This window comes from Nocardia sp. MH4, from assembly GCF_019266065.1.
Lineage (GTDB): Bacteria > Actinomycetota > Actinomycetes > Mycobacteriales > Mycobacteriaceae > Nocardia > Nocardia canadensis.
In genome coordinates, this window is the sequence record NZ_LPNR01000101.1 from 83,206 (window position 1) to 105,036 (window position 21,831).

Sequence of the window (21,831 nt, forward strand, 5' to 3'; positions counted from 1 at the left end):
CTCCAGCCGCCCGTGATCACTGCCGCGTTCTGCGGGTGAGCTTCTCCGGCCCACAGACAGTCAGGATGAGCTAGACCGGCAGCCATACCGAGGCCTGGACCACCGATGATCGTGGCGGGCAACGCCAATGCAGCGACGATGCAGCGGACACGCCACCTGACTGCCGGAACGGGAAGGCTGTTGCCGACGCTGGGAGTGACCGGATGGGGCGCATGGTTCACGAATCGTCCTTCAGGTTCGGATTGCTTACAGTGAGCCACAACCCACTGATCTACGTAGCGAAATAGTAGACCATCATCTACGTAGTGGAACAGTAGATCCCGTTCGCGGTGATGCCGCCGCACAGGTCGACCGAGCAGTGCTCGCCAGAGAAAGCGATTGGTCGACAGACCTGGCATGCGATGTTGTTCCTGGCCGTGCTGAGCTACAGCGACAAGCCGGGTGCGCTCGGCAATATCAGCACCGAGCCGGGCGAAGTGGACTCGACATCCTGGCCGCGCCGCTGAGCCCGGGACATCGACACCGAGGGCGCCACCGTGGTGCTTCGCGTCATCGCCGAGCCTCCCGCCGAGGTGTAGCCCACGATCACCGATACCGTCGGTACGACCAAGGTGGTCCTGGTGACCCGGACTGAAGCTCCACCCCATCCCGGACTGTCGGGAAACCGAGTCGGCGCAGGGCCGGGAGGGCGTCGTTGCCGTAGGTCCGCCACTTCACTACTGTCTACGTACGTATCCAGTAATGCGAATCGCATGTGTGAATCGCGACGGCCGAATGACCTAGATTGCCCATCGGCTCGACCCTCTCCGACGAAAGGCCGCCTGTGAGCGTCGCGGTGTGTCTGCTGCTCTATGGATTCACCGTCGCTGTCCTGGCGCCGCGGGTGCTGCGCCGATTCACCAGTGGTGGTATGGCGCCGCGCCTCGGCGTGGCGGCCTGGTTGAGCGCGATCGTTTCGGTCGGCGTTTCCGCTGTCCTCGCTGTCCTCGCATTCGTCGCCGATGGGATACGCGACCTTGCCAAACCCGGAGGGCCGGGCATTCTGGACGAGTGCTTTCTCCAGTTACACGATGCCGCGATCGGCCGCTATGGCGGGTTCGTGCAGGTCGGCCTGTTGGCCTTGACCGCCGCCGCCGCGGTGGCAGGTTCGACGCTGGCCTACAAATTGATACGCACCCTGCTGCAGGCGCGAAGCACGACCCACGAGCACTCTCGGATGGCACGCATCGCGGGCCGCCATCACGCCGGGCTGGGCGCGGTGGTCATCGATGTCGATGAACCGGTTGCCTATTGCGTCGCAGGCAGTCCACCCACGATCGTGGTCACCGAGGGCATCATCGCGACTCTCGAAGACCGTCACCTTTTGGCCGTCCTCGCGCACGAGCGAGCGCACCTGAGGGGCCGTCATCATCTACTCCTCGCATTGACCCGAGGACTCGTCTCAGTTTTCCCGCGCATCGCTCTGTTCCATACAGCGGCAAGGGAAGTCGCACTACTCGTCGAGATGTGTGCCGACGATGCGGCCGCCCGTACACACGGCCGCCGCACTGTCTTGGAAGCACTGATCGCACTGTCGCATGGCCGCGAAACTGTAGGTGTGCTCGGTGCCGCCGGAGTGGGGGTAGACGCGCGGATCGCCCGACTGGCCACACCAGCAGAGCCCGCGCAGCGGGTGCGCGCCCGCCTGCGCCTCAGCACCGCGACCGCACTGGTGACCATCGGTCCGCTGATCGCCGCGCTGCTGGCAGCAGTCGGAATCGCGATCTGCGCCGACGACGAGCGCGGTGAAGGCATTACTATGGGGCACCACCGAGCCGACGGGATCTCATTGGCGATCACGCCGTTCGGCTGCGACGGTCACCGACAGACCGACGCCGCGAAGATGCCGGTGCCGACCGAGCGGATGGCGCGGTGACACAGATCATTTCGAAGGTAGCCGCAGAAGGGACTCCGAAGCGTTCGACTGTCGATACCGGACCAATGCCGCACACAGACTCTCGGATTGCTCGCCGCTGATCCCTTCCACGAAACAGGCGAGGACCGTGGCTGACTCGCCCCCTGCGCGGAGCGCGTCGTGCATCAGTCGCGCCCCATATTCTTCTCGCGTCAAGACAGGCACGTACCTGTATGCCTTACTCTCACGCACTTGGTCGAGCCAGCCCTTGCGATGCAGATTGGTCATCGTCGACAGCACCGTCGTGTATGCCAGGGACCGGTCGCCGGACAAGTCCTCGAACACTTCCCGAACCGTGGTCGGCCCCGCGCGCTGCCACAAGCGATCCATTACCGCAGACTCCAGCACTCCGAATCCTCGCGAACCCATTGCCGGCCTCCCTACCTCGAGGCGAACGCGTCGCATGCATCCTCATGGCAACGAACCGCCGCTCCGCGCACAACCGGAAGAAAGGCGGGCCCGCGACCCGAGTCGGTCAGCGATACATCCTACGTACATAGATAGTATTGACACCGCCTGCGAATCGGCGCAACATTTCCCAGCCGCACGATCAAGTAGTTACGCACCAGAAACGCCCCCGTCACGGCACCATCCGTCTCGGGCGACATTGCGGAATCGACAATCCCGCAACACAGCGGAAGCCGATCTTCTACTAAGCTAGGTAGTAGATATTTGCTAGTCTGAACTGAGCCCGAAGTCACTCGCACGTTCGATCGCAGTCGAGCGGGGTCCTTCGGATGACCACGCACAAGGGAGAGTCCATGCCGTCCAGTCACCTTCCTTCCGTCCCGATGAGTCGGCGCGGGTTCCTCGCGCTCGGGACCGGCGCGGCCACCGCCGCCGTACTCACCGCCTGTTCGCAGAACCCGCCTGGTGCGCGGACCCTCGTCGAACCGGGATCCGAAGCCGTCCAGGCCGCGGAGAACAGCCGTCGAGCCGCCGACGCCACCGTCCGGGAGGTCACCCTGCGTGCTGAGCCGACGACCCTGGACCTCGGCGGCGTCCAGGTTCGCAGCTGGGCCTTCGGAAACACCCTGCCCGGGCAGGAGATTCGGATCCGTCGTGGGGAGGTGCTGCGTGCCGATATCACCAATTCGCTCCCAGCTCCGACCACCGTGCACTGGCATGGCATCGCGTTGCGCAACGACATGGACGGGGTTCCCGACGTCACCCAGTCCGCGATCGCACCCGGCGGCACCTTTCGCTACGAGTTCGCGGCGCCCGATGCCGGAACGTACTTCTTCCACCCGCATGTCGGTGTGCAGTTGGATCGCGGGCTGTACGCACCGCTGATCATCGAGGACCCCGAAGACGGCAAGGACTACGACCTGGAAGCCGTTGTCGTGCTGGATGACTGGCTCGACGGCGTCGACGGGCGCAACCCCGACAGCGAGCTCGAACAGTTGCGTGCCAAAGGCATGGCAGGCATGAACATGGGCGGAGCAGCACCGTCGGGAGGTGGCCACGGCGGCATGGACATGGGCGGGGCGACCACGACCATGGCGATGCCCACCGACCCCAACGCACCTCTCGGTGAAGACCCGGGCGATGTCACCTACCCGTACTACCTGATAAACGGCCGAATCGGCACCGACCCTGTCACCTTCGCAGGACGTCCCGGCCAGCGGATGCGTCTGCGGATCATCAACGCCGCATCCGACACTGCGTTCCGTTTCGCTGTCGGCGGCCATCAGCTTCGCATCACGCACAGCGACGGCTTTCCCGTGCAACCGCAGCCGGCTTCGAACCTGCTGATCAGCATGGGCGAGCGGTACGACGTCATCGTCGATCTGGCCGACGGCGTCTTTCCCGTGGTCGCCGTTCCCGAGGGCAAGACCGGGCCACAAGGGTTCGCGTTGATTCGTACCGGCGGGGGAACCCCGCCCCCGCGCGACGTGCGCCCCACCGAACTCGCCGCCGTGCCCGTCACCGCGACGGTACTGACGGCGGCTGATGCTGTTCGGCTCCCTGCCCGCAAACCCGACAAGACGCACGACGTGACCCTCGCCGTGGATGACAAGAAATACGTCTGGACCATCAACGGGAAAGCTTTCCCCGACCACGCGCCGCTCGACGTGTCCGAGGGGCAGCGGGTTCGCCTGCGATTCGTCAACAAGACCATGATGTTCCATCCCATGCATCTGCACGGCCATACGTTCCAGGTGGTCACCCCAGCAGGCAATGGCCCGCGCAAGGACACCTCGATCGTGCTGCCGATGAAGACTCTCGAAGTCGATTTCGACACCGACAATCCCGGACAGTGGATGGTGCACTGCCACAACATCTATCACGGCGAGGCGGGAATGATGGCCGTGGTGTCGTATGTGAGTTGATCCGAGACCGTGTGCCGCGCAATCGAATCAGGGCACAGCGAGGGAACCCTGCATCGCGTTCAGGATCGGACCGGCGAAGATGCCGATCAGGATCGATGCGGTCGCTGCACTGTAGGCGACCGCCCCGGCGACGGAGAACGGCCCCGGACGTTCTCCGTCGATGGCTGGCTTGCCGCTCACGGCAGGAACGATCCATCGCAGGTAGTAGAAGACGCTGGCCACCGCGTTGATCAGCGCGAGCACGACCAACCAGTCGAACCCGGCGTCGAAGGCGGCGGTGAAGACCATCAGTTTGCCCACGAAGACACCGGTGGGTGGAGTTCCGATGAGACCGAGCAGGCAGACGATGAGTGCGATGACCAGCGCGGGTTTGTGGCGGATCAGCCCGGTGTAGTCGGTGATGGTGTGCGACCGAGGTAGCGCGCAGACCACCGCGAACACGCCGAGATTGGTGAGGGCGTAGGCCGCCAGATACAGCAGCACGGCGGGCAGCGCGAGTGTGCTGCGGTCGGCGGCGACTACGCCGACAAGTAGGTAGCCGACCTGGCTGATCGTCGAGTAGCCGAGCAGACGACGGACATCGGTCTGGAAGAAGGCCGCGAAGTTTCCCAATGTCATCGACAGTGCGGCGATGATGGCAAGGAGCAGCCGCCAATTCAGACCGCTCGGGTCGAGCACGAGCGCGCCGAGCCGGTAGATGGCGACGACCGCACCGAGTTTGGGCACCGTTGTGATGATGGCGGCGACAGCGGGGCGGGCACCCTGGGTTACGTCGGGCACCCAGAAGTGCACGGGGACAGCCCCGGCTTTGAACAACAGTCCGCTCAGTACCGCGACGGCACCGATGCCGAGCGCGGCGCGCGGCGCGTCGTAGGTGGTCGTCGCCAACAGCGGGTAGTCCGTGCCGCCACCTACGCCGAGCAGCAGCGTCGCACCGAAGAGCATCGTGGTGCCGAACAACGCCCCCATCAGGTAGAACTTCAACGCCGCCTCGGTGCCGAGTGAGTCCTTGCCGAACGCGGTGAGCGCGTACAGGGGAATGCTGGCGAGGAGATAGCCGGTGAGCAGAACCAGCAAGTCGTTGGCCCCGGCCAGCAGGATCGCGCCGAGCCCACCCAGCACCAGCAAGACCACGAACTCCGATTCCCGCGCATTGCCTCGGGTTTCGGACTGCGACATCGCGAGCAACAGCAGAATCGAACCGGCCACAGTGATGCGCACCGTATTGGTCGCGGTGTCGATGCCGTAGCTGCCGTCGAACAGTGTGTAGACATCGCGTTGCCACACCACCACCGTCGTGGCGATGGTTGTCGTCGCGGCGACCGCCGCGAGCATCCGCACCGGCCACTGCCTGGTACGCGGCAGGAACGAGCCGAGGAGTAATCCGAGGACAGCGGCCAGTGCGAGGGCCGCTTCGGGTACGAGGGCGAGCAGGTCCGCGACCATCATGTCGTCAGACATCTGGTCCATCTCCCCCATCTCAGCGCCCCACCAGCAGACCGAGCATCCGAGCGGCGGGTTCGATGACGTCGAGCAGGAAACGCGGGAATACCCCGATCACCACCGAACCCACCATCAGGGGAATGATCGACACTGCTTCGCGGCCGGTGAAATCCGGGAACGTCCCACTCGTCGAGTCGCCGAGGAACATTCGCTGATAGGCGCGCAGCAGCAGCGCCGCGGTGATCAGAATGCCCAGTACTGACAATGCGGTATACACCGGCGCGGGTGCGAACGATCCCGTGAAGATCTGGAACTCGGCGATGAACCCGGAGAACCCGGGCAGGCCGAGCGAGGCGAATACCGCAGCGGCGGTGACGGCGGCGAAAACTGGTGCCTGCCCTGCCAAGCCGCCGTAGGCGTCGATCTCGTAAGTCCGCCGGCGTTCGTAGAGCACTCCCGCGAGCAGAAACAGTGCGCCCGTGATCAGGCCGTGGCTGACCATCTGGGTCACAGCGCCGGTGATCGCCAATGTGCGCGCTTGTTCGGTGTTGTCGGCGACCAGCCCGGCCGCACCGACGGCAAGGACGATGTAGCCCATGTGGTTGACCGAGGTATAGGCGATCATCCGTTTGAAGTTGGTCTGCGCGAGGGCGACCAGTGCTCCGTATAGGACGCTGATCACTCCGACGATCACGATCACCAGTGCGTAGCGTCGCCACTGGTCGGGCAGCATCGGCATCGCGATCCGCACGAAACCGTAGGTGCCGAGTTTGAGCAGCACGCCGGCCAGGATGGCCGATCCGGCGGCCGGGGCCTCGGTATGCGCGGGCGGGAGCCACGTGTGGAAGGGCACTGTCGGTGTCTTGATAGCGAGGCCGACCACGATGGCGGCGAGCGCGACCGCACCGCGAGCACCAGTGCCTGCCAATGGGTTTGCCTCGGTCAACTCGACCATGTCGAAGGTGTGCGGATCTGCCGCGAGGTACAGGACGATGAAACCGAGCAGCAGGGCCAGCGAGCCGATGAAGGTGTAGAGGAAGAACTGCAACGCCGCCCGCCGCGCCTGTCCGTGCCCCCAGCCGTTGATCACGAAGTACATGCCGACGATCGACAGGTCGAAGAAGACGAAGAACAGCACCAGGTCGAGGGACACGAACGCGCCGAGGCAGACGCTTTCGAGGAACAGGAACAATGCGGCGTAGAACCGAACCCGGCGGGTCTCGCGCAGCGAATAGATCGCGCAGGCCGCGAACAGCACAGTGGTCAGAGCGACAAGCGGCAGACTGAATCCGTCGATGCCCACGTGATAGCTGGAACCGACGGTAGGAATCCAGGAGCGACGCTCCTCGTAGGCGAACCCGCCGTCGACGGGCGGGGTCCGGCGATAATCGATCCACAACCCCACGACCAGCACGACATCGACCGCGCTGACCACGACCCACGTCCATCGCGACACTCGGTCGCCGATGCGCGGCACGGCCAGCAGCACAGCTGCCACGACCATCGGCAGGAACACCAGAATGCTGAGCACGCTTACCTCACCTCTATTCGCAGCAAATTCGTCACTGTGACAACGTGATTCATCGCAGGATCAGCACAATCACAGCGAGCAGCAGCAGACCTACCACCGCTTGGGCGTAGTACTGGTGCACCTGGCCCGTTTCCAGATGGCGCGCCCATCGCCCCACACCGCGTGCCGCGGCGGCGGTATCGCGCACTGCGGCATCAAGTGGCTTCTCCACGCGCTGATCGAGATCGTGAGAAAACGCCAGAGTTGTGGTGGCCGTGGCATACACGCCGCGGTTGAGCACCCGGTCGTCGAAATCGGCCAGCCATCGCGCCACGGTGAGCGTCGGCACGACCACCGCGTAATGCGCAGCCTTCTCCAGCCCGAACCAGTCGGCAGCCAGCGCCGGTGCGGGAAGGTCGCCGCGACGAAGAATCACCGCACGCACGACCAACACGGTCAACACCGCGATAAGACCCGACACCCCCAGTTCCCACCAGGTGGCTTCGACCATCGCTCCCCCGTCGACGATGTCGGCGAATCTGTCACGCACCCAGGGCAGTACGGCGGCTCCCCCGACCGCGGTGACGGCAGCCAGCACCACCAGCGACAGCCGTTCGCTGGCATTCACCCGACGAGTTCCGACCTCCTCGGTGTCCCGGAAGCTGTCTGTGTCGGCGGTCGGCCGGGACCACACAAGCACGAGTGCGCGACCCGCGTACACCGCGCTGAGCACGGCGGCGACCAAACCGGCCAGGTACAACGCGATCGAATCAGATCGGGCCGCGGCGAGTACGGCATCTTTGGTCGGCCACAGCGCAAACGGCGGCACGCCCGCCAGACTGAGGGCACCGACGGTGAAGGTCACGCCGACGATTGGATAGGTACGCGCCACCCCACGCAGACCCGTGAGCTGTTTGGTTCCCAGCGCCGAGAGCCACGCACCCGCACCGAGGAACAACAGACTCTTCGTCGCGGCGTGCGCAACGAGTTGTCCTGTCCCCGCCGCGATGCCACCGACGCCGGCGGCAACGACGATGAAGCCGATTTGAGCACAGGTAGACGCGGCAAGCAGCTGTTTCAAGTCGGCCTGGCACACGGCAACGGCGCCTAGCACGATCGCGGTGGCGACTCCGATCCAAGCCGTAGTCGGACCTGCCCACGAGGTGGATGCGAGCAGGGGCTGCATCCGAAGGAGCAGGTACGCACCCGCGGCAACCATCGTGGCGGAGTGCAACAGCGCCGACACCGGACTCGGGCCCGACATGGCACGTGACAGCCAGAAGCTGAATGGAAGTTGTGCGGATTTGCCCAGTGCGGCAAGCAGCACCCCAGCAGCCACGACATCACGCCATCCGCCCTCGACACCGGCAGCGGAAACCATTGCGAGAGTGCCGTCTCCACCTGCCAACAGAGCACCGGCGGCGAGATACAGACCTACATCGCCGGTGCGGGTGGTCAGGAAGGCCACCAGGCCAGAAGACACGCGATAGTCGTCACGCCAATGAAAACCGATCAGTGCGTAGGACGCGGCGCCCATGATCTCCCACGCCATCAGCAACGTGACGATGTTCTGCGCAACCACCGTGGTGAGCATTGCCGCGGCGAAGACGAGCATGAGACCGTAGAACCGAGCACGTGGTTGGTCGGCACTCAGGTCGCCGGTCGCGAACACGAGCACCGCGGTGGTCACCGCGGCGACGGTGACGATCATGACCGCCGACAGCCCGTCCACCCCGACCACGAACGGTATCCCTGCCAGCAGCGGAGCCGACCCACTCGGCCGATCGACCGCGGTGAGCACGGCCAGCACCGTACTCACCGCCGCGACCGTGACACCGAGCATCGGCGCGACGTGGTCGACACGGCGGCCACACACCAGCAGGGCCACGCCGACCACACCCGGCAGCGCGATCAGCGACCACAGCATCGCCTCAGCCCTTCAGATCGTCGGCCATATCGACCATGTCGATGTCGCGGGCCCGGAAAATGGCCGTCGTGACAGCGAACCCAGCCGCCATCTCCACCGCCATGGCTGTCATCGCGACCAGCACGAGCACTTGGGGGTCGGCGGATGGCCAGGCGAAATACCAGAACGCGACTGCGGCGACGATGACCGCGTTGATCATCAGTTCCACGCCCATCATGATCATCACGATGGACTGCTGAGACAGCACTCCGTAGAGCCCGATGCTGAACAAGGCCGCGGCGAGCAGCAGGAATTCGGGCAGATTCATCGGAACACTCCTCCCTCGAGGGGATCGTCGGGAATGCGCCGGTCGAGCCGGTCGCCGTAGCGGTCGTAGCGGCCCCGGTGAGTCGCCAGCACCACCGTCGACACAATCGTGGCGAACAGCACCAGCCCGACAATGATCATCACGAGCATCTTCGAGCCCATGATGGACTCACCGAGCTGAACCGTCGGGTCGGCGGGCAGCGGTTGCTCCCGTTCCGGCCAGTCGACCAGCAGCGCGACGCTCGCCAGCCCGAGAAAGACCACCACCGAAATGCCCAGCGACGCTTTCTGGTTATGCACCATCGACATCGGCATCAACCCGGCCGGGTTCATCATGTACATGATCATGAACACCACCATGATGACCATCTCCATGATCATCATCAGGACGACGAGGACACCGAGGTAGGCCAGGTCGACCAGAAACACGGTGCCCGCGGCGAAGCAGAACGACAGCAGCAGCGCGAAGGTCGCGCGCGCCATCGAATCGACGCGGAATACCGCGAGCCCGGTCGCGACAGCTCCGACCGCGCACACCCAGAAGATCACCTGTGCCCACATCGTCGGCTCCTTCTCAGCGAATCATCACGATCGACACCACCAACGCCTGCAGCAGAATCAGCGGAAGCAAGATGATCCAGGCGACCTCCATGTAGCGCGACATCCTGATGGTCGGCCAGCGCCGCCCGAGCCAGATCAGCGCGGCCAGCACCAACAGTGTCTTCACCAGCGACCACAGCCAGCCCGGCAACCACGGACCCGCACCACCGCCCAGGAACAGCGGCACCGCCATGGCCGCGGCCGCTACGAACAGCACCCGGCGACCCACGGTCAGCACCAGGCGGTCGACCCCCGACACCTCGGCGAAGACGCCACCAGCGATATCCACACCCACCGGAGCGTCGAAGGGCGCGGTGAAGGACATGGCAGGTACCGAGAGCAGATAGATCACGAAAGCCACCGGCATGATCACAACGAACCACCGGTCCTGCTGTGCGGCAACGATGTCGGAGATGTCGAGTGACTCGGCGGCCACCGCGGCGCAGATCAACGCGAACATATGCGGCAACTCGTAGGCAAGGCCCTGCGCGACGAAGCGATACCCACCCACGAGGGAGAAAGCCGAGTCTGCGCCCCACCCGGCCAACCACACCGCTGCCCAGGAGAGGATCTCGACAGCGTTGAACCACGCGAGCGACACGCTACCGCCCAGTACGACGCGATCACCGACCGGCACGAGCGCCGCTGTGAGCACACCGGCGACCAGCAGGATCAATCCTGCACAACGCCAAAGCAATACATCAGCACCGACGATCCGGCGGCGCTGCTGGGTGAGTAGAAGTGCGACAGTCCGCGCCCGTGCGAACGCGGCAACCGGTGCGGAAGCTCCAGCGACTCGCGCGTTGAGTATCCCCTGGCAGACCTCGACGGCGAAAGCAAACGCCACCACGGCTACAGGCAAGAACGCGGCCTGCCACCAGGGAGCCGACTCAACCATGCGCCGCCTCCGAACCTGCTGCGGTCAGCACCTCGATGTCGGGATCGAGGCTGGCCACGATCAAGCGGGCCTCCGCGAGTTCCGTTCCGGCCAGCAGTGTCGGCAACGTGTCGACGATCCACTGGCATCGACCGATCTGGGCATCGATGAATCCATCTGGCTCTGTGGGCTTCTCCTCACGTCGGCGCGCCGGGTCCGTCTCGGCGATCCAGCGCAGCAGCCGGTCATGCACGTCGCCGACCAGCTCCGCCGGCACCCCCGGCCCTGCGGCGATTCGTCCGACATTACGTAACGACCACCTCAGCACCCACGAGCCCGCGACCCGCCGCGCCCAACGGCGCATCCGCACCTCACCGGCCCCGGACAGATCACCGACCAGCAAGTCGTCCCGCACCCGGCGCGCGGTCGTCGCCGTATCCGACCATCCCGCCACCGTCAGCAGCGTCGAGGCCGAGTCCAGTGCCCAGGCCGCTCGCCATCGTCTTCGTTCGTCCGCGTCGACCGACCCTGCGCGCAGCCATGGCCGCAACCAGAACGGCGCGGTTCCCGTCGGGGCCGCCAACACTGAAACCGCTGCGTCGCAGACGATATCGCCCTGCCATCGTGTGACAACGGTCAGACCCGCGGGCCACCAGGCGAGCACCGGTCCCAGCGGGACCGTCAGCACGTCGAGCTTCAGACCGTCCCGATCATCCGCTCGATCAGCCATCGCCAGCCCACCCGGCATCATCATGCCCATATCGTGGTCGTGCCCACCGTGCGCCGCACCGCCCGCGGCGTGCTCCATGTGCTCGTGTTCCGCGGCGTGCTCCACGTGCTCATGTTCAGCGGAGTGCCCCATATGCTCATGTTCCGCAGCGTGCTCCACGTGCTCATGTTCAGCGGAGTGCCCTATGTGCTCATGCCCTGCGGCGTGCTGCATTTGCTCATGCACCGCAGCCTGCTCGTGCACTGGCGCCTGCTCAGCGTCGTGGCCACTTGCCCTGTTGTGCTGGTGGTGTGGACCGTCAACGGATTCGGGGTCCGACGGTGGTGAGACAGCAACGACTTCAGCACGCAGACGAACGATCGCGGCGCCGATTTCTGCTGCGGCAGTATCGGTTTCGGTGATCCATACGCGATCTCGAGGCAGTGCCATGCTGTCGAATACCCGCGTGACATAGGAATCGAATTCCTCGTCGGCCGGTCCGGCGACGACCAGCAGGTCGGCCGCAGCTGGACTGCTCACCTGGCGCAGACCGTGTTCGCGGATTTCGCGTTCAACCGCCAAGCGTACAGAGGTACCACCAGGCACGGTCACCACGAACGGCGCAACGGCAACTCGGGCACGCAACCAGGAGTTCAGACCCATCGCAGCGCTCCCTCTCGCCAGGCATAGAGGACCGCGATCATCAACACGGCCAGGAATCCGAACATCTCGGCGACCGCCATGGCCCCGAGATCAGCGACGACGACCGACCACGGATACATGAACGCCATTTCCATGTCGAAAGCCAGGAAGATCATCGTGATCGTGTACCAGCGCACGTGATAGCGCGACACAGCGTGCTCGGTGGCCTTCGCACCCGACAGGAACGGTGCGACATCGGTCGCGACCGGTCCCGATTGCCCCGCGCGGCCCGCCGCGTACACCAATGCCGTCGAGGCCACCACCACGGCAAGGACTATGAGCAGATTGAGCATCGACGGTCACCTCCTGCTCCCCCGCGAGTGACAGTACTATTTCGGTACGTAAACCGGAGGGACTGACACGGGGATTACCGACGCACGGGATCCGCTTCGATTGCCTGCGCGTCCACCGGCGCGGATGCCGCACACGCGCGCTCGCCCATGATTCTGCGACGCAGCGCCCATACCAACAGCGACAGCGACGCCACCGCGATAATCGGCTGCAGAGGCGCCCAGATGCTGAGCGCACCACCGACTCCCAGCAGTGCCACGATCAGCTTGTTGCACACCGGGCAACCGACGGCGAATGCCGATGCGAGCGTGGCCAACGGCCCGGCCGAGCGTGTGGTCGACGGCATCTGACTTCGTACGTAGGTCGCTGCGACGAGACCGCTGAGTACTGCGGTGAGCAGCCAGATCGGGTAGTTCCACCACAGCACTGGAGTCATCCGCGTGTACAACGGCGTCTGAATCACCCCGGTGGGAATGCCCACCACAGCAGCGACCACCGTTGCCACGGCCAGTGCCACCAACCACCGTTGAATCGGCCACTGCGAGATCGTCACGACTGCGCCTCCTCCGCCCTCGGCAAACTACTAAACCGGATAGTAGATCATGGATACTCTAGCGGCTACACGATTGCCGATTTCGCATCGAAGACGTGAAACGTCCGGTCGAATTACCATGTCCGGCTTGGACAGCGGCAAATCAGGACCGTGCGGGTCAGTCCTTTTTCCGCCGAGAAGTCAATCCCCGCAGCACAGTTCGCAGTGCGTTCGATTCGTCTTCGGTGATCTGATCAATGAAGTGAGCCAGCACCAGATCGGATCGGCCACCGTCGCCGAGAGCGTCGCGCATCAGCTTCGCACTGTACTGTTCACGCGTCAGGGTGGCCCAGTAGGTGTAGGCCTTGCCGAGTCGTTCGCGCTCGAGCCAACCTTTGCGGTGCAGGTTGTCCATGGTTGTCATGACGGTCGTGTACGCGATGTCGCGGTCACGCAGCAAATCGTCGTAGACCTGCCGGACGGTGATGGTGTCGTCGGCCGACCAGACGCGATCCATCACAACCGCTTCCAGCTCTCCGAAGCGATGACCCATCGTCGTTCTCCCGTTCTCCGCTCGACCGTGCCTCGGCGGCGTCCGGCGTGCCAACACATACTATATCTCTACGTACTCGAGGACGTCATCCGGACTGCTCGGTCGCACACTCGGCGTCGCACAGCGTCACCACCTCGGCCTCATTCAGCAGACGACTGTCGCGTCCAAGCTTGCGCGGAAACCGCCCAGAGATCGTGATCGCGGCGCCTGCCCCCGACGCTGAGGTAACTGATCATCGTTCCCTCGCGCACCAGACCGATCCGGCGGGCCAATCGAGCCGAATGGGCATTGTCCACATCGATCGGCGCCGTGACCCGCGCCAGACCCAGCTGGTCGAAGGCGTAGCCGATGAGCAGGCGACATGCCGCGCCCGCGATGCCACGCCCGGCCAGTCGCGAGTCGACCCAGATACTGAGCTCGCCGCGCTCGTCGTGTGGCTGTATCCACAGGTCACACTGCCCGGCGAATTGTCCATCGACCTCGATCACAGTGCGCACGATTCGGCCGGCCTTCGCCTCCGACCTCGACCACAGCCACTCGTGAATCCATATCCGCTCGCGATGGCGCGACTCCCAGCCGCGACTGTCTGTCACCCAGAACGGTTCGATGGCGAGACGGTCGGCGATTCGAATCTCGCGCCAGGTAGCGGCGTCGGACAGTCGCGGCGGGCGTAGGGTGACCGCTTCTCCACGCGAGGTTCGACCGGCCAGGGTGACACGAGGTGGGGTGCGGAGCGAGGTGATCATCGGCCGCAGAACACGGGATGCGTAATAGCGCATCACCGGCACCACCATCGCGTATGGCGCGCTACGCCTCGGCATGACGCGCTCAGGAGTGTCGGTCGCGCCCGCGCTCGTTCGAGCGGACACCCCCTCGGGTGTCACAGATGCGGGCCGCCGAATCACACGAACCTTCCGTTCTTATCTACTAAGTAACTTAGTATTTAGCCGGTTCGTCACGGCTTTGTCAACGCATCCGGGATGAGGCGACGATTCGAGACGTCACCCCATCCGACGGGCGGCAGATCCGATGCCGAGCTGGCCCGACTACAGCTCGCGACGTGTTCGGTCCGTCAAGCAACGACCTCATCACTCGAGGTGCGCGCGGCAATAGCGCGCTTCAGTCGGATGAGATCCTTCGGCGCATTCACCGCCACCGCACCGACGAGAACACCGCGCGAGGAGAACGCAACCACGAGACGGTCCTCAGCCGACTCATCAAGGAGCACGCGCTCCTCGTCGGCGATCGCGGGCATGCCCGCGATCTGAATGCGGACACCGTGAATATGCGTCGCGAAAGATGGTACCGCCGCGTATGTTTCGGCTTCGGCTGGCCCAGCGAGGAGGTTGCGAGCAGCTAGAGCTCCCTGTTCATTGGCGTTGGCCCAGTGTTCGACGCGGACGAGTTCGCCGTCGTAGAGCGGGTGCGACCAGCGGGCGACATCACCGGCAGCGACGATCGACGATTCCCCTTCGGCGAACAGCGAACTCGTGCAGACGACGCCGTTGTCGAGCTTGAGCCCGCTCTCGCGCAACCAGTCGGTATTCGGTTCCACTCCAGTGCCCGCGACGACGACGTCGGTGGGAATTCGACGGCCATCACTCAACAGCACCGCGGTGGCGCGGCTTTCACCATCGAAGCCAAGGGCTCGAACCCCGGATACGAGATCGACGCCGTGCCGCTCGTGGTGCCGGGCGAGCCACTGCGCGCCGTGTGATCCCAATGTCGCGCTCATCGGGTGGGATCCGGCGTCGACCAGAGTGACCGAGATTCCCTGGCGTCGAGCCGTGGATGCCACTTCGCTTCCGATGAAGCCACCGCCGATCACCGTGACGTGACCGGGGACAGCCGCAAGTTCGGTCCGCAAGGCGCGAGCGTCGTCGACGGTTCGAAGGTTGTGCACACCTGCGGGCTGCGCATCGAAGCGCCGCGGGCTCGCACCCGTCGCCACGACCAGTCCGTCGAATGCGATTTCCGAGCCGTCATCGACGACGACCAGGTGTTCGTCGGTGCGCAGTGCAGTGGCTCGCCGTTTGCGCAGCCAGTCGCCGTCGAGCTGCTCAGCACCGGGGAGGGCGATGTCGTCGTCGCCGTCCAGGACACTTTTCGACAGGGGCGGCCGGTTGTAGGGTGCGTGGTTTTCCGCGCCGATCAAGGTGATGTCACCAGCGAAGTCCGAGGCGCGTAGGGCCTGTACTGCGCGCAGACCTGCCAGCGAAGCTCCGACAACGACGATCCGATTCAGCTTTCTCATATCGCCACCATACATACCCATTGGGGGTATCCGTAGCACTCAATACGCATACCCCCTAGGGGTAGACAACGTGACTCGGTTGTCGTATCGTCTGTTCTCGGAACGCCCCTGAAGCACAAGGAGACAAACGGTCATGAGCACCAACAACAGCACCAGCACCTACGTCGTCTCGGGCATGTCGTGTGGCAGCTGCGTCGGCAAGGTCAAGAACGAGATCGGCAAGCTCGACGGCATCAACGGTGTCGACATCGAACTCGCCACCGGCCGGATGACCGTCATCGGCGCAGGCGCGATCGACGACGCGCTGATCCAGGACACCGTCGAAAACCTCGGCTACGAACTCGTCCAGAACTGATACCCCGCCACCGTGTCATCGAGCCTCTTCACTCGATGACACGGTGGCCGATCCTCGGGGAAGTCAGTGAACGGGTGGCCACGCTCAGCAGGTGCCACGCACCGACACAGAAGTAGAAGGACAACCCCGATGATCACGTCACTGTTCGCCAACCGCGACTACATGCGGTTGTTCACCGCACAGATGACCGCCCTGTTCGGTACCGGCCTGACCACGGTCGCGCTCGGACTGCTCGCTTACGAACTCGCCGGAGCCGACGCCGGAGCCGTGCTCGGCACCGCGTTGACCATCAAGATGGCCGTCTACGTCACCGTCGCCCCGATCGTGGCCGCTTACGCCGACCGATTCCCCCGCCGACTGTTCCTGGTCTCGCTCAACATGATTCGCGGCGGCGTCGTACTGGCACTGCCCTTCATCGACCAGATCTGGCACATCTACGTACTGATCGCCGTCCTACAGACCGCCTCAGCCGCGTTCACCCCGACTTACCAGGCAGTGATCCCCGATATCCTGCCCGACGAACGTGACTACACCCGCGCACTGTCGGCCGCACAGCTCGCCGCGACCATGGAAACACTGCTCAGCCCCATGCTGGCCGCGGCCGCGCTGACCCTGATCAGCTTCCACTGGCTGTTCGTCGGCACCGCGATCGGCTTCCTTGTCTCGGCCGCCCTGGTGATCTCGACCCGAGTCCCCAACGCGGGCGCTAGCACCCAGGGCAGCTTCCGCGAACGGATCGCGGTCGGAATGCGGATCTTCGCCGCCACGCCTCGCCTACGCGGGCTGCTCGGCCTTAACCTGGTCGTCGCCGCGGCGGGGTCGGTGATCATGGTCAATACCGTCAACTACGTCCGCGACACCCTCGGCGGAACCCAAACCGGTGTTGCGATGCTGTTGGCCGCCAACGGCTTCGGGACGATGATCGCTGCCCTGTCACTGCCGCGAGTCCTGGACCGGATCGGCGCACGCCCGGTGATGCTGTCCGGCGCCACGACGTTGGTCTTCGGGCTCAGCTCGGCTATCGCGCTGTCGACCGCGAACGGTGGCCAGTGGCGCTGGGGTGCCGCGTTCGCGGTGTGGGCCGTAATCGGCGCGGGCACCGCCGCGGTCCTCACCCCGACCGGGCAGGTCCTGCGTCGCTCGTCGCAGGCCGCCGACCGTGCGGCCCTGTTCGCCGCTCAGTTCTCGCTGTCCCACCTGGCCTGGCTGCTCACCTACCCGATTGCCGGATGGCTCACCCGCACAGCCGGTTTCACCACAACATGGGTGGTGCTGGCGGTACTCGCAGTCGTCGGCACCATGGTCGCGCTGCGGTTCTGGCCGCGCCACGACCCCGAGCAGATCACCCACCTACACGAGGCGGGCACCATCGACCCCGCCCGTTTGGCCGATGCGATTCGCGTCAGCGACCGCCTCTACCTGCACACCCATCCCTACGTCATCGACGCAGAACACCTGAGGTGGCCGCGTGACACCCGTCAGCCCACCCTCATCGGCTGATCCGATCCCCTTATCGGACAACCAAGTACAGAAAGTACGGAGCTCTGGATGAATGCCACCACCAAGTTCGCCGGATTCGCCCTCGGCCTCGCCGCGGTCTTCGGAATCGCTGTCGCCGCCGGCGCGACAATCGGCCCGGACCCCGATCCGAGTGGACCCGCCGGGCACGGCGGCCACGCCGCACCCAGTGACACTGCCCCCTCCGCCGATCTACCCGGTGGTCTGCTTGTCACCGACCAGGGGTACACCCTCGCTTTGGATAAACCGAACACTATGACCGCGGCGCAGACGACGGTCTCCTTCCGCATCCTCGACGCCACCGGAACCCCGGTCACGAAATACCAGGCCAGCCACGACAAGGACCTGCACCTGATCGTGGTCCGGCGCGACATGGCCGGCTTCCAGCACGTGCACCCGGTGCTCGACCCGGCCGGAACCTGGACCGTCCCGCTGAATCTCAGCCGGGCCGGTGACTACCGAGTCTTCGCCGACTTCACCCCGGCCGGCGGGTCGAACCTGACCCTCGGCACTGATCTGCGCGTCGCCGGGAACTACGACGTCCAGGCGCTGCCTGCCCCCGCCGCGACAACGCAGGTCGGCGAGTACACGGTCGCACTGAACGGCACCGTCACCCCGGGTGCTGCCTCGAAGGTGACACTCTCGGTCAGCCGTAACGGCACTCCGGTCACCGACCTGCAGCCCTACCTCGGCGCCTTCGGTCACCTGGTCGCGCTCCGGGCTGCCGACCTCGCTTACCTGCACGTTCACCCGGAGGGCACGCCCAGCGACGGGGTCACCCCCGCCGGTCCCGGCATCGACTTCGTGGTGAATGCACCGAGTACCGGCGACTACCGGCTGTTCCTGGACTTCCAGCACCAGGGCGTCGTACGCACCGCCGAATTCACCCTCAGCGTTGCCACCACAAACCAGGCTGCGGCAGCACCGGCGGCGCCAACCCCAGCACCCGCCAACCACGGAACTCCCGGCCACGGACACTGAACACCGCCGGGCAACAGGAACATTCGATGACAAACCAGCTTCCGACCCCCAACTCTTCAGCACTGTCAACACAAGAATGGAGCACCCCATGACCACCGTGACACACCCACCGGGCACCGGCCAGGTAGAACTGGTGATCGGTGGCATGACCTGCGCTTCCTGCGCCAACCGGATCGAAAAGAAGCTCAACAAGCTCGACGGGGTCACCGCCACCGTCAACTACGCCACCGAGAAGGCGCGCGTCGACTTCACCGGTGAGGTCTCCCCCGAGGAACTCATCGCCACCGTCGAGCAGGCCGGCTACACCGCGGCACTGCCCGCGCCGAAGAAGGCCGAGCCTGCCGAGGACGCCCCCGCCGAGCCCGACCCCACCGCCTCGCTGCGCACCCGTCTGCTGGTCTCGCTGGTGCTCACCGTTCCGGTGATCGCGATGGCGATGATTCCGGCGCTGCAGTTCACCAACTGGCAGTGGCTCTCGCTGACCCTCGCGGCACCGGTCGTGATCTGGGGCGCGCTGCCCTTCCACAAGGCGGCGTGGACCAACCTGAAGCACGGCACCGCCACCATGGACACGCTGGTGTCGATCGGCACCCTCGCCGCGTTCGGGTGGTCGCTGTTCGCCTTGTTCTGGGGCACCGCGGGCACGCCGGGAATGAAACACCCGTTCGAGCTCACCATCGCGCGGATGGACGGCACCGGCAGCATCTACCTCGAAGCCGCGGCGGGCGTGACCACGTTCATCCTCGCCGGGCGCTACTTCGAGGCCAGGTCGAAGCGACGGGCGGGCGCTGCATTGAAGGCACTGCTCGAGCTCGGAGCCAAGGATGTCGCGGTTCTTCGCGGCGGAGTCGAGACGCGAATTCCGGTGGAGCAGCTGACCGTCGGCGACGAGTTCATCGTGCGGCCGGGCGAGAAGATCGCCACCGACGGTGTGATCACCGAGGGGACGTCGGCGGTCGACGCGTCCATGCTGACCGGTGAGTCGGTGCCGGTGGAGGTCGGCGTGGACGACGGGGTCACCGGTGCCACCGTGAACGTCGGCGGACGACTCGTGGTGCGCGCCACCAGGATCGGCGCCGACACCCAGCTCGCCCAGATGGCGCAGCTCGTCGAGGATGCGCAGACCGGCAAGGCGCAGGCGCAGCGGCTGGCCGACAAGATCTCCGGCATCTTCGTTCCGATCGTCATCGCGCTCGCCGTCGCCACGCTCGGATTCTGGCTCGGTACAGGTGGTTCGGTCGCCGCCGCTTTCACCGCGGGCGTGGCGGTGCTGATCATCGCCTGCCCGTGCGCCCTCGGCCTGGCCACGCCGACCGCGCTGATGGTGGGCACTGGGCGCGGCGCGCAGCTGGGCATCCTGATCAAGGGACCCGAGGTGTTGGAATCGACCCGCGAGGTCGACACCATCGTGCTGGACAAGACCGGCACCGTCACCACCGGCAAGATGACCCTGCTCGACGTGATCCCCGCCGACGGCGAGGACGATGAACAGGTGCTGGAACTCGCTGGTGCGCTGGAGGATTCGTCGGAACATCCGATCGCTCAAGCCATAGCCAAAGCCGCGCGGGACAAGGTCGGCACACTCCTGCCGGTCGAGGGCTTCGCCAACATCGAAGGCCTCGGTGTGCAGGGTGTGATCGACGGAAAGGCCGTGATCGTCGGCCGGGCGCGACTGCTGGCCGATTGGTCACAGCCGCTACCCGAAGCGCTGGCAACGGCGATGACCGACGCCGAGTCGGCGGGTAAGACCGCGGTTGCGATCGGCTGGGACGGCAAGGCGCGCGGTGTGCTCGTTGTCGCCGACGCGGTGAAACCGACCTCGGCGCAGGCGATCTCGCAATTCCGTGAACTGGGTCTCACCCCGATCCTGCTGACCGGTGACAATGCCCGCGCGGCCCGCACCATCGGCGACGAAGTGGGCATCGACGAGGTCATCGCCGAGGTGCTGCCGCAGGACAAGGTCGACACCGTCAAGCGGCTGCAGGCCGAGGGCAAGGTCGTCGCGATGGTCGGTGACGGCGTCAACGACGCGGCAGCCCTGGCCCAGGCCGACCTCGGCCTGTCGATGGGCACCGGCACCGACGTCGCCATCGAGGCCAGCGACCTCACCCTCGTTCGCGGCGACCTCCGTGCCGCCGCCGACGCGATCCGCCTGTCGCGGCGCACGCTCGCCACGATCAAGGGCAATCTGTTCTGGGCCTTCGCCTACAACGTGGCCGCTATCCCGCTGGCCATGGCAGGCCTGCTCAACCCGATGCTGGCCGGCGCCGCGATGGCGTTCAGCTCGGTCTTCGTGGTGAGCAACAGCCTGCGGCTGCGCCGATTCAAGTCCACGGCGAACTGAACGAACACCGCCGATCGGAGAAGGGGACGACACAGAGTGTCGTCCCCTTCTCTCATAGCCCAGGAGGACCACGTGCACTTTTCATCCGACACCGCTATGCGAATCGCCCGCCATCCTGCCGCCCGAGCAATCGCGCAGTGCGCCGTGGCATGTCTTGCAGAAGCGATTCGAAGCACGCTCCTCCCCCGAGTAGTCGACGACCGCAACCAGTCGGCCCCGTGTCGCCCCTAGTCCAGCGGTTCCGACACGGGTTCTTCACTCGGCGTCGCGGCGTATCCAGCGAAGCACTATGGCGTTGGTTGTTGATCGTTCGGCCCTCCCGCTTCCGCCTCGACTCGCTGCACGCTTACAGGTGTGAGTGCGGCGAGGAGTGCGGCCGCCGCGATCAACAACGGAATATCGGCTATAAGGTGCGTTCGTTCACCGTGCGCGGCAACGGCATGCGTAGCCATGACTACAGCGTGCGCAACGCTTGACCAGACGGTGAACCAGATCAACGAAAGATGCTCGAGCGGACTACGCGATGCTCTGAGCAGGAATATGTCAACGGCATGCGAAAGCTGAACACTTTTCGGCACCTGAATTCTGACCCCTCCGGCCGGTCGGATTGATGGTTTCAGTCTTCAGTTGTGCTGGCAGAAG

Annotated in this window: 20 protein-coding genes; 6 read left to right on the forward strand and 14 right to left on the reverse strand. The window is 65.1% G+C overall.

Features of this window, described 5'->3' with window-relative positions:
• Positions 1-823: 823 nt before the first annotated feature.
• Entirely contained in the window at positions 824-1,915 is a 1,092-nt protein-coding gene (locus ATM97_RS16180; protein WP_218718846.1) for a M56 family metallopeptidase, read from the forward strand.
• 6 nt (positions 1,916-1,921) lie between these two features.
• Here ATM97_RS16180 and ATM97_RS16185 read toward each other — a convergent pair whose 3' ends face one another.
• Entirely contained in the window at positions 1,922-2,323 is a 402-nt protein-coding gene (locus tag ATM97_RS16185; RefSeq protein ID WP_062986699.1) for a BlaI/MecI/CopY family transcriptional regulator, read from the reverse strand.
• A gap of 392 nt (positions 2,324-2,715) precedes the next feature.
• Between ATM97_RS16185 and ATM97_RS16190 the strand changes: the two genes are divergently transcribed.
• Complete coding sequence (locus tag ATM97_RS16190) at positions 2,716-4,287, forward strand: multicopper oxidase family protein (RefSeq protein ID WP_218718867.1); 1,572 nt, start codon at positions 2,716-2,718, stop codon at positions 4,285-4,287.
• Positions 4,288-4,314: 27 nt separating this feature from the next.
• On the opposite strand, the gene ATM97_RS16195 is transcribed toward ATM97_RS16190, so the two are convergent.
• From ATM97_RS16195 to ATM97_RS16250, 12 genes are all read right to left on the reverse strand, one after another.
• Positions 4,315-5,757: an NADH-quinone oxidoreductase subunit N gene (locus tag ATM97_RS16195; protein ID WP_218718847.1), complete on the reverse strand. Its 1,443-nt coding sequence runs from the start codon at positions 5,755-5,757 to the stop codon at positions 4,315-4,317.
• 10 nt (positions 5,758-5,767) lie between these two features.
• Positions 5,768-7,261, reverse strand: a complete 1,494-nt coding sequence (locus ATM97_RS16200) for a NuoM family protein (RefSeq protein ID WP_218718848.1) — start codon at positions 7,259-7,261, stop codon at positions 5,768-5,770.
• 49 nt (positions 7,262-7,310) lie between these two features.
• On the reverse strand, positions 7,311-9,167 hold the full coding sequence (locus tag ATM97_RS16205; protein WP_218718849.1) for an NADH-quinone oxidoreductase subunit L: 1,857 nt from the start codon (positions 9,165-9,167) through the stop codon (positions 7,311-7,313).
• A gap of 4 nt (positions 9,168-9,171) precedes the next feature.
• Positions 9,172-9,474: an NADH-quinone oxidoreductase subunit NuoK gene (nuoK, locus tag ATM97_RS16210; RefSeq protein WP_218718850.1), complete on the reverse strand. Its 303-nt coding sequence runs from the start codon at positions 9,472-9,474 to the stop codon at positions 9,172-9,174.
• Positions 9,471-10,034, reverse strand: a complete 564-nt coding sequence (locus tag ATM97_RS16215; protein ID WP_218718851.1) for an NADH-quinone oxidoreductase subunit J — start codon at positions 10,032-10,034, stop codon at positions 9,471-9,473. The genes nuoK and ATM97_RS16215 overlap by 4 nt, the downstream gene beginning before the upstream one ends.
• Before the next feature lie 13 nt (positions 10,035-10,047).
• A complete protein-coding gene (locus ATM97_RS16220) occupies positions 10,048-10,971 on the reverse strand; it encodes a complex I subunit 1 family protein (RefSeq protein ID WP_218718852.1) in 924 nt (307 codons plus the stop codon).
• On the reverse strand, positions 10,964-12,322 hold the full coding sequence (locus tag ATM97_RS16225) for a hypothetical protein (RefSeq protein WP_218718853.1): 1,359 nt from the start codon (positions 12,320-12,322) through the stop codon (positions 10,964-10,966). The genes ATM97_RS16220 and ATM97_RS16225 overlap by 8 nt, the downstream gene beginning before the upstream one ends.
• Positions 12,313-12,654, reverse strand: a complete 342-nt coding sequence (locus tag ATM97_RS16230; protein WP_218718854.1) for an NADH-quinone oxidoreductase subunit A — start codon at positions 12,652-12,654, stop codon at positions 12,313-12,315. The genes ATM97_RS16225 and ATM97_RS16230 overlap by 10 nt, the downstream gene beginning before the upstream one ends.
• A 74-nt stretch (positions 12,655-12,728) precedes the next feature.
• On the reverse strand, positions 12,729-13,205 hold the full coding sequence (locus ATM97_RS16235) for a hypothetical protein (protein ID WP_308248505.1): 477 nt from the start codon (positions 13,203-13,205) through the stop codon (positions 12,729-12,731).
• Between the two features lie 157 nt (positions 13,206-13,362).
• Complete coding sequence (locus ATM97_RS16240; RefSeq protein ID WP_218718855.1) at positions 13,363-13,737, reverse strand: BlaI/MecI/CopY family transcriptional regulator; 375 nt, start codon at positions 13,735-13,737, stop codon at positions 13,363-13,365.
• A gap of 140 nt (positions 13,738-13,877) precedes the next feature.
• Complete coding sequence (locus tag ATM97_RS16245; RefSeq protein WP_218718856.1) at positions 13,878-14,531, reverse strand: GNAT family N-acetyltransferase; 654 nt, start codon at positions 14,529-14,531, stop codon at positions 13,878-13,880.
• A gap of 278 nt (positions 14,532-14,809) precedes the next feature.
• Positions 14,810-15,991 carry an NAD(P)/FAD-dependent oxidoreductase gene (locus ATM97_RS16250; RefSeq protein ID WP_218718857.1) on the reverse strand — a complete coding sequence of 394 codons (1,182 nt, stop codon included), beginning with the start codon at positions 15,989-15,991 and terminating at the stop codon, positions 14,810-14,812.
• Positions 15,992-16,124: 133 nt separating this feature from the next.
• On the opposite strand from ATM97_RS16250, the gene ATM97_RS16255 reads away from it, so the two are divergent.
• From ATM97_RS16255 to ATM97_RS16270, 4 genes are all read left to right on the forward strand, one after another.
• Positions 16,125-16,346: a heavy-metal-associated domain-containing protein gene (locus tag ATM97_RS16255; RefSeq protein ID WP_067486479.1), complete on the forward strand. Its 222-nt coding sequence runs from the start codon at positions 16,125-16,127 to the stop codon at positions 16,344-16,346.
• Positions 16,347-16,475: 129 nt separating this feature from the next.
• Positions 16,476-17,846, forward strand: a complete 1,371-nt coding sequence (locus ATM97_RS16260) for an MFS transporter (RefSeq protein WP_255587874.1) — start codon at positions 16,476-16,478, stop codon at positions 17,844-17,846.
• A gap of 48 nt (positions 17,847-17,894) precedes the next feature.
• Positions 17,895-18,845, forward strand: a complete 951-nt coding sequence (locus ATM97_RS16265; protein WP_218718858.1) for a hypothetical protein — start codon at positions 17,895-17,897, stop codon at positions 18,843-18,845.
• Between the two features lie 88 nt (positions 18,846-18,933).
• Positions 18,934-21,189, forward strand: a complete 2,256-nt coding sequence (locus tag ATM97_RS16270) for a cation-translocating P-type ATPase (RefSeq protein ID WP_218718859.1) — start codon at positions 18,934-18,936, stop codon at positions 21,187-21,189.
• A 287-nt stretch (positions 21,190-21,476) separates the two neighbouring features.
• Here ATM97_RS16270 and ATM97_RS35015 read toward each other — a convergent pair whose 3' ends face one another.
• On the reverse strand, positions 21,477-21,767 hold the full coding sequence (locus ATM97_RS35015; protein WP_358116557.1) for a DUF6632 domain-containing protein: 291 nt from the start codon (positions 21,765-21,767) through the stop codon (positions 21,477-21,479).
• Positions 21,768-21,831 lie beyond the last annotated feature (64 nt).

What these genes read in the sequence shown, in the direction of transcription:
- ATM97_RS16185 (WP_062986699.1), bottom strand. Translation starts at nt 2,323, where the DNA reads ATGGGTTCGCGAGGATTCGGAGTGCTGGAGTCTGCGGTAATGGATCGC.
- ATM97_RS16190 (WP_218718867.1), top strand. Translation starts at nt 2,716, where the DNA reads ATGCCGTCCAGTCACCTTCCTTCCGTCCCGATGAGTCGGCGCGGGTTC.
- ATM97_RS16195 (WP_218718847.1), bottom strand. Translation starts at nt 5,757, where the DNA reads ATGGACCAGATGTCTGACGACATGATGGTCGCGGACCTGCTCGCCCTC.
- ATM97_RS16205 (WP_218718849.1), bottom strand. Translation starts at nt 9,167, where the DNA reads ATGCTGTGGTCGCTGATCGCGCTGCCGGGTGTGGTCGGCGTGGCCCTG.
- nuoK (WP_218718850.1), bottom strand. Translation starts at nt 9,474, where the DNA reads ATGAATCTGCCCGAATTCCTGCTGCTCGCCGCGGCCTTGTTCAGCATC.
- ATM97_RS16215 (WP_218718851.1), bottom strand. Translation starts at nt 10,034, where the DNA reads ATGTGGGCACAGGTGATCTTCTGGGTGTGCGCGGTCGGAGCTGTCGCG.
- ATM97_RS16220 (WP_218718852.1), bottom strand. Translation starts at nt 10,971, where the DNA reads ATGGTTGAGTCGGCTCCCTGGTGGCAGGCCGCGTTCTTGCCTGTAGCC.
- ATM97_RS16225 (WP_218718853.1), bottom strand. Translation starts at nt 12,322, where the DNA reads ATGGGTCTGAACTCCTGGTTGCGTGCCCGAGTTGCCGTTGCGCCGTTC.
- ATM97_RS16230 (WP_218718854.1), bottom strand. Translation starts at nt 12,654, where the DNA reads ATGCTCAATCTGCTCATAGTCCTTGCCGTGGTGGTGGCCTCGACGGCA.
- ATM97_RS16240 (WP_218718855.1), bottom strand. Translation starts at nt 13,737, where the DNA reads ATGGGTCATCGCTTCGGAGAGCTGGAAGCGGTTGTGATGGATCGCGTC.
- ATM97_RS16245 (WP_218718856.1), bottom strand. Translation starts at nt 14,531, where the DNA reads ATGGTGGTGCCGGTGATGCGCTATTACGCATCCCGTGTTCTGCGGCCG.
- ATM97_RS16250 (WP_218718857.1), bottom strand. Translation starts at nt 15,991, where the DNA reads ATGAGAAAGCTGAATCGGATCGTCGTTGTCGGAGCTTCGCTGGCAGGT.
- ATM97_RS16255 (WP_067486479.1), top strand. Translation starts at nt 16,125, where the DNA reads ATGAGCACCAACAACAGCACCAGCACCTACGTCGTCTCGGGCATGTCG.
- ATM97_RS16260 (WP_255587874.1), top strand. Translation starts at nt 16,476, where the DNA reads ATGATCACGTCACTGTTCGCCAACCGCGACTACATGCGGTTGTTCACC.
- ATM97_RS16265 (WP_218718858.1), top strand. Translation starts at nt 17,895, where the DNA reads ATGAATGCCACCACCAAGTTCGCCGGATTCGCCCTCGGCCTCGCCGCG.
- ATM97_RS16270 (WP_218718859.1), top strand. Translation starts at nt 18,934, where the DNA reads ATGACCACCGTGACACACCCACCGGGCACCGGCCAGGTAGAACTGGTG.